Raw genomic sequence first — 5,452 nt, 5'->3', positions numbered from 1 at the left:
TTGGTTGTTTTTTTAGTGTTATAATTGAATTGTTAAAATTAGTGAAAGGTAATTATACATATGACATTAAATAATTCATTTATTAATGATGTTAAAGATGCTATTGAAAACAAATCATTTAACGTAGCTGTTCCTGACACATCAAATACAAACGAAGTTGTTCAATTTTTAATTAGAAACGGTTTATCTATTACATCAATTGATGAATATTTTACTGGCCAATATTCCGTTTCATTTACTAAGATACGGTAGAAATGATGGCGGTATGTCAGACCCTCCGGGATAATGAATAATTACCCTAAGGGTCTTTCTTTTTGCATCTTCCCGCTCGTTCATAAATAGACCTTCAAAACTTATTCTTTTAACACGCTGTAATGATTCACCATCAACAATGACATTAGTTGTTCCATCAACTTCTGAAATAATTTCAACACTATGTTTTGTTAAATCGATTTCTATTTCTTCATATTTATTTTTGATTACCTTACTAATTTCTTCCTTCATGTATTATTCCTCCTTTCTTTTGTAGTGTAATTAAACAAGTAATTATTATTGACATTTTTATAACTAAAGTTTAAACTTTAAGCATAGTTAAAAACCGCAACATATAACTGTATTTATCTCTTTTACTTCGTCAAAAGATTATCAGATATTTACATGTATTTTTAGTTGCCTTATTACTTGAATGACTTAAGTTTATAACTATAGTTTAATCACGTCAAGTGTTTTATAACAAAAGTTTAAATTTATTTTGTTCAATTTGGAGAAATTATAATGACAACATTTGAACGAATTAAAAAAACTGCTAAAGAACGCGGTTTAACTCTTAATCAATTAAACGAGAAGGCTAAATTAAAAAATAACATTATCTATTCTTGGAAAACCAAAACACCCTCTGTTGAAAATATTAAGAAAGTTGCAGGTGTCCTAGGTGTATCAGTCGACTACCTTCTAGGAAATACTGATGAAATGCATGCAAATAAAAAATCAGATAAAGTCATCAATCTTGATGAAGCTTTATCTGAAAAAGGTGTTGTTATGAAATTTCAAGGAAAGGAGTTATCTGATAAGGCAAAACGTGGAATCCTTGAAATTTTAGATTTGATTGATGGTGACGAGGAATAAGCTTATGTACGAAATAGAAGAACAAGTTGATCAACTCATCTATTCGTCACATGTTATTCTTCAATACGCTAAATTTAGTCCTGATGATCCAGATGTAGTTATTATTAGAATAGACAAGCCGCCTGTCATAATTATCAACACAGAATTTGTTACACCATATCCTAGAGTTGCTAGAAAAGCGCATGAGCTTTCACATATTATATATGGTAATGGCGTACCTATGCTTTACTATTTTTCAATGGGTTTTAAAAATCAATCTGAAATAATCGCAAATAAGGGCATGATATATATATTAGCCAAGCTAGTATATGGTGATACTCCTTTAGAATATCGAAATTACACTGATTTTATGAATGAATTTTGCTTACCATCATGGTTTGAACCTGTTGTTAAAGATATAATCAGAGAAGTTTAAATATACGTGCAATAAATTATCCACGTTAAAAGCTGTTTAAGGAGTAGTATTCTCATGGAAAAACAACCAGAGAAAAAGGTGTTGGGCATTATTTCAATAATAATTGGTGTTATTGCTTTAATTTTATCTTGGGTGCCAATTATTAATAATTTTGCAGCTGTACTAGCTGTAATAGGGCTAATTTTAGGAGTAATTGCTTTATTAGTTAACCGCAAGCACAAAAAATTGTTAGCTTGGTTAGGAACTATTTTTTCAATCATCGCTTTTGCAATTGTTATGGGAACACAATCAATGTATTCAAATGCTATTGATGACGCAGCAGGCAAAAATGACACACAGACAACTAATAAGCCTCAATCGTCTAGTGCTTCTTCAAAAGCTAATTCAAGCAGTGAAGCAAATAAAACTTTTAACGTTGGAGATACCGTTTCTCAAAAAAATGGTATGGATGTTAAAGTTGATTCTGTTGAATTCAAAGATGGTGGCGAATATGATGACTTAGATGCTGGAAAGCAATTTGTTGTCGTTCACTTAACGTTAGTAAATAACGGTAACAAGACACTCGATTATAATGAATTTGACTATAGGCTAGATGATAACGGCAAGCAAACGGACATGGATTCGATAATGATGGATGATAACGGTGACAACGTCTATGCAGACATGTTAGAGAGCGGATCACTTCGTCCTAATTCGTCAATGTCTGGAACGTTGATTGGTCAAGCAGTATCCTCTGATAAATTACAACTTGTTTCCAATGCGTATGATAATTCCAATAATTGGACTATCAATCTGAATTAAGCACATAAAAAAACACGCACACTTCAGCGACCAAACTTACAGTGTACGTGCAATCTCATATTAACAAGCGTTTTGTGCGCTTTTATTTAACGTATCTAGTATACCAGAACTAGACACGTCTTTAAACTGTCTAAATTTTTTACATGAAAGGTTAGGTTTAAACTAATATGGCAAGCATTTATAAACGAGGCAAAACCTATACTGCTAGTATCTTCGTGATGAAAGACGGTGAACGTCGCCGTAAAACCAAATCAGGCTTTAGGACTAAGTCAGAAGCACAAGGCTGGGCAAACGAAATGGAAGTTGCTAAGCAAAACGATGAATTACAATTAAATTCAAATATGCTGTTTTCCGATTTCTTTGATGAGTGGTTTGAAACTTTTAAGAAACCCACTGTTTCGAAATCCACGGCTAGGTGGTATGTGTATGTGAGCCGAAACATTCACGAATACTTTAAAACAACAAAAATACAAAACGTCACACGCTATAAATATCAAAAGTTTCTCAATGATTTTGGTACCAAACACGGCATTGCAACAAGTAGAAAATTAAACGCCATGATAAAAGAAGTTGCTAGGTCAGCACAATATGAAGGATATATAACTAAAAACTTTGCAGAAAGCGCTAAGATAACCGGACATGCCAAAAAAGATAATCAATTAAAATATTTAGATGAGACAGATATGAAAGCGTTAGTTGAGTATATTGAAAGCAAGCCGTTAGCAGTTCGTGCTGCAACGGATATGATGATACTCTTTGCGTTACAATCTGGCGCAAGATATTCAGAAATTGCAGCACTGCAATGGGATAACCTCGATTTTGAAGAAAGCGTTGTTCATATTGAGCGCAGTTGGGATCAAGTGTCTAAAGAATTTAAACCAACGAAAACAAAAACTTCTGTCAGGGATATCGCGTTACCTATGCTGTTCATGCAGGAGTTGGAAGACTGGCATACATTAAGTGCTAGCAAGTCTTTTGTGTTTACTTCTCACAATATGCTACCGCCCACATCAAACGCTGCTAATAAGCAATTAAGGCGTGATTTAGATGATATCAGCGCTGAAAAGGTAATCACATTCCACGGCTTACGGCACACACATGCTTCGTGGCTTCTATCGCATAATGTTGATGTTCAATACGTTGCAGACCGTCTAGGACATTCTGACATTTCGATTACGCTAGGTACCTATACTCACTTACTCAAAGACCACAGAAATTCAGAAGCATCTAAATCAGTTAATTTACTTTCAAATTTATGAAGTGCTACAAAAGTGCTACAAATCAAAAAAATAGTCTTACAAACATTGATTTAACAACATTTGTAAGACTATATCTATGCAACTGGTGGGCAAATATATAATTATGAACAACAACAAAATGTGAACAAATCTTGATATATCGAGATTATTCCTATTTTAGTTCGTTGTGAGTTGGTATGTATTGTTTGCTGCAGTGCTACAAGTAGTGCTACAAATTACAACAAAAAAGCCCCGCCAGATAGAGCGATGAACTCTACCCAGTGGGGCTTTAAATATATGTATCCTCTCTCGGCGGACGAGAAAGGAGAAATAAATGGTAGTGCGCTAGTCAGACATCTAGCACTCCATTTGGATTGACAAGCGTTACTTCTAAATAACAACTCAACTATACAAGTACATAATAACACATCAGTTATAAAAACGTAAATAATAATATGCTATACTATTAAATGCGCAACGTCAGACTTGCGTAACTCCTGAAGAAGGGAGGCACGTGTTATGGAAAATAATACTCAACTATACATTGAGTTAGCTGCTGCATTCATTATGTTTGTTCTTACAGGCAATTTTGATAATGTGGTTTACGTCGCTATTTGCATGTTATTTACACTTGCATTAAACAACGACCAGTAACACTCTGTGATATTATGTGTGAGGATGCAACAGATACATACTTAGCAAGCTAATATCAAATTTAACGTCGAGGGTTGCACCTCGGCTTTTTATTTGCCTCCATTATACAACATAAACTTATGAAATACATAAAAGCCCCACCAGTCGCAATGACCAGTGGGGCTTAATTTTATTTAGCTAACAACGAGTCAGCATTGTACCAAATCATGCCATAAGCACCTTCATTGATACCTGTTCCATTTGATTTATTATCATATTGATCAATCGTTCCATAATCATAACCACGCATGAACTTTACCGTATCGCCTACACGAGTTGCACGGTAATTACCACGAGTCACATTGTCCAATATGGCTAATGGAATACCGTTAATAGTCCAGTTGGCATCCTTACCCCCTGCAAGGTTGTAGTTGATTGCTTGCCACATACCATTAACATAGGCAATCTTATCTACTCGGAAACCTTTATAAGCAGTAAATCGATTACCGGCATTCTTGAACTTCTTGATTGCAGAAGTATCATGGTTCACTACAGGCTTACTTTGTGTCACATTAGGTACAACAGCATTTTTATCAGTACCGGTTGTAAAGAAATCATCATATAAGACGTTCACGTCAAATACACCTAATGAGCTAGCAAAAGTTTGCTTTGAACCCCATTGCCAAGCATGTTCAGTATCGTATTGGTGCATTGCTGACGTTGGTACGTATGGATATGCTGCTATCCATGCCTTTTCTCTGTCTGGTGATACTGAAATCGCCGAACCACCAGTATAAGTCGTTGAACGGTAACCACCATAACGAGCGACTTCATTTTCGAATGCACGGGCAACAGGTTGCATGGCACGTCCCATAGCAATTTGATTTGGATTTTCAATATCAACTGCCAATACAGCGCCAACAGGTAACCCATCAGCTTTGGCCATATTTACGGCATATTGTGCTTCAGCGATTGCCCCTGCTACTGTAGTTGCATGCAAATAATGATAACCGTTGATGTAAACACCTGCTTGTTGAGCAGCTGCAATGTTACCTCGTGCCGTCCAATCATGAAACCCAACACCTTCACTAATTTTAGTCGTAACGGCTTTTAAGCCGTAATTGTTCCGCATGTAAGTAAACTCTGGTGTTGTCATTGCGCCATTATGGTTAGAAACATCAACCATATCAACACGAGGTGTGTTAGCTGACACTGTCTCAGTATTAGCACCATAACCAAT

At 35.4% G+C, this 5,452-nt stretch carries 7 protein-coding genes; 5 read left to right on the top strand and 2 right to left on the bottom strand.

All coding sequences use genetic code 11. The features are described from left to right. Positions 1-231: 231 nt before the first annotated feature. The gene (locus GA0061074_RS08955; RefSeq protein WP_092463932.1) at positions 232-504 is read right to left on the bottom strand and encodes a hypothetical protein; all 273 of its coding nucleotides are present in this window, start codon (positions 502-504) and stop codon (positions 232-234) included. A gap of 270 nt (positions 505-774) precedes the next feature. On the opposite strand from GA0061074_RS08955, the gene GA0061074_RS08950 reads away from it, so the two are divergent. From GA0061074_RS08950 to GA0061074_RS09340, 5 genes are all read left to right on the top strand, one after another. Beyond that, complete coding sequence (locus GA0061074_RS08950; RefSeq protein ID WP_092464081.1) at positions 775-1,125, top strand: helix-turn-helix domain-containing protein; 351 nt, start codon at positions 775-777, stop codon at positions 1,123-1,125. Positions 1,126-1,129: 4 nt separating this feature from the next. Further along, entirely contained in the window at positions 1,130-1,540 is a 411-nt protein-coding gene (locus tag GA0061074_RS08945) for a hypothetical protein (RefSeq protein WP_092464078.1), read from the top strand. Positions 1,541-1,594: 54 nt separating this feature from the next. Then, positions 1,595-2,341 (top strand): DUF4352 domain-containing protein, encoded by a 747-nt coding sequence (locus GA0061074_RS08940; protein ID WP_092464075.1) that lies wholly within the window; start codon positions 1,595-1,597, stop codon positions 2,339-2,341. 167 nt (positions 2,342-2,508) lie between these two features. Further along, the gene (locus GA0061074_RS08935) at positions 2,509-3,600 is read left to right on the top strand and encodes a site-specific integrase (protein ID WP_092464073.1); all 1,092 of its coding nucleotides are present in this window, start codon (positions 2,509-2,511) and stop codon (positions 3,598-3,600) included. Between the two features lie 498 nt (positions 3,601-4,098). Continuing rightward, positions 4,099-4,233: a hypothetical protein gene (locus tag GA0061074_RS09340; protein WP_275668790.1), complete on the top strand. Its 135-nt coding sequence runs from the start codon at positions 4,099-4,101 to the stop codon at positions 4,231-4,233. Between the two features lie 169 nt (positions 4,234-4,402). Here GA0061074_RS09340 and GA0061074_RS09265 read toward each other — a convergent pair. Further along, positions 4,403-5,452 (bottom strand): GH25 family lysozyme (locus tag GA0061074_RS09265; RefSeq protein ID WP_279625037.1); only part of this gene is annotated, 1,050 nt, incomplete at its 5' end.

Source organism: Weissella bombi (assembly GCF_900094835.1).
In the GTDB taxonomy this organism is placed as follows: Bacteria; Bacillota; Bacilli; order Lactobacillales; family Lactobacillaceae; genus Weissella; species Weissella bombi.
Note: the sequence above shows the minus strand (reverse complement) of the source record. Positions and strands in the feature narration are given on the sequence as shown.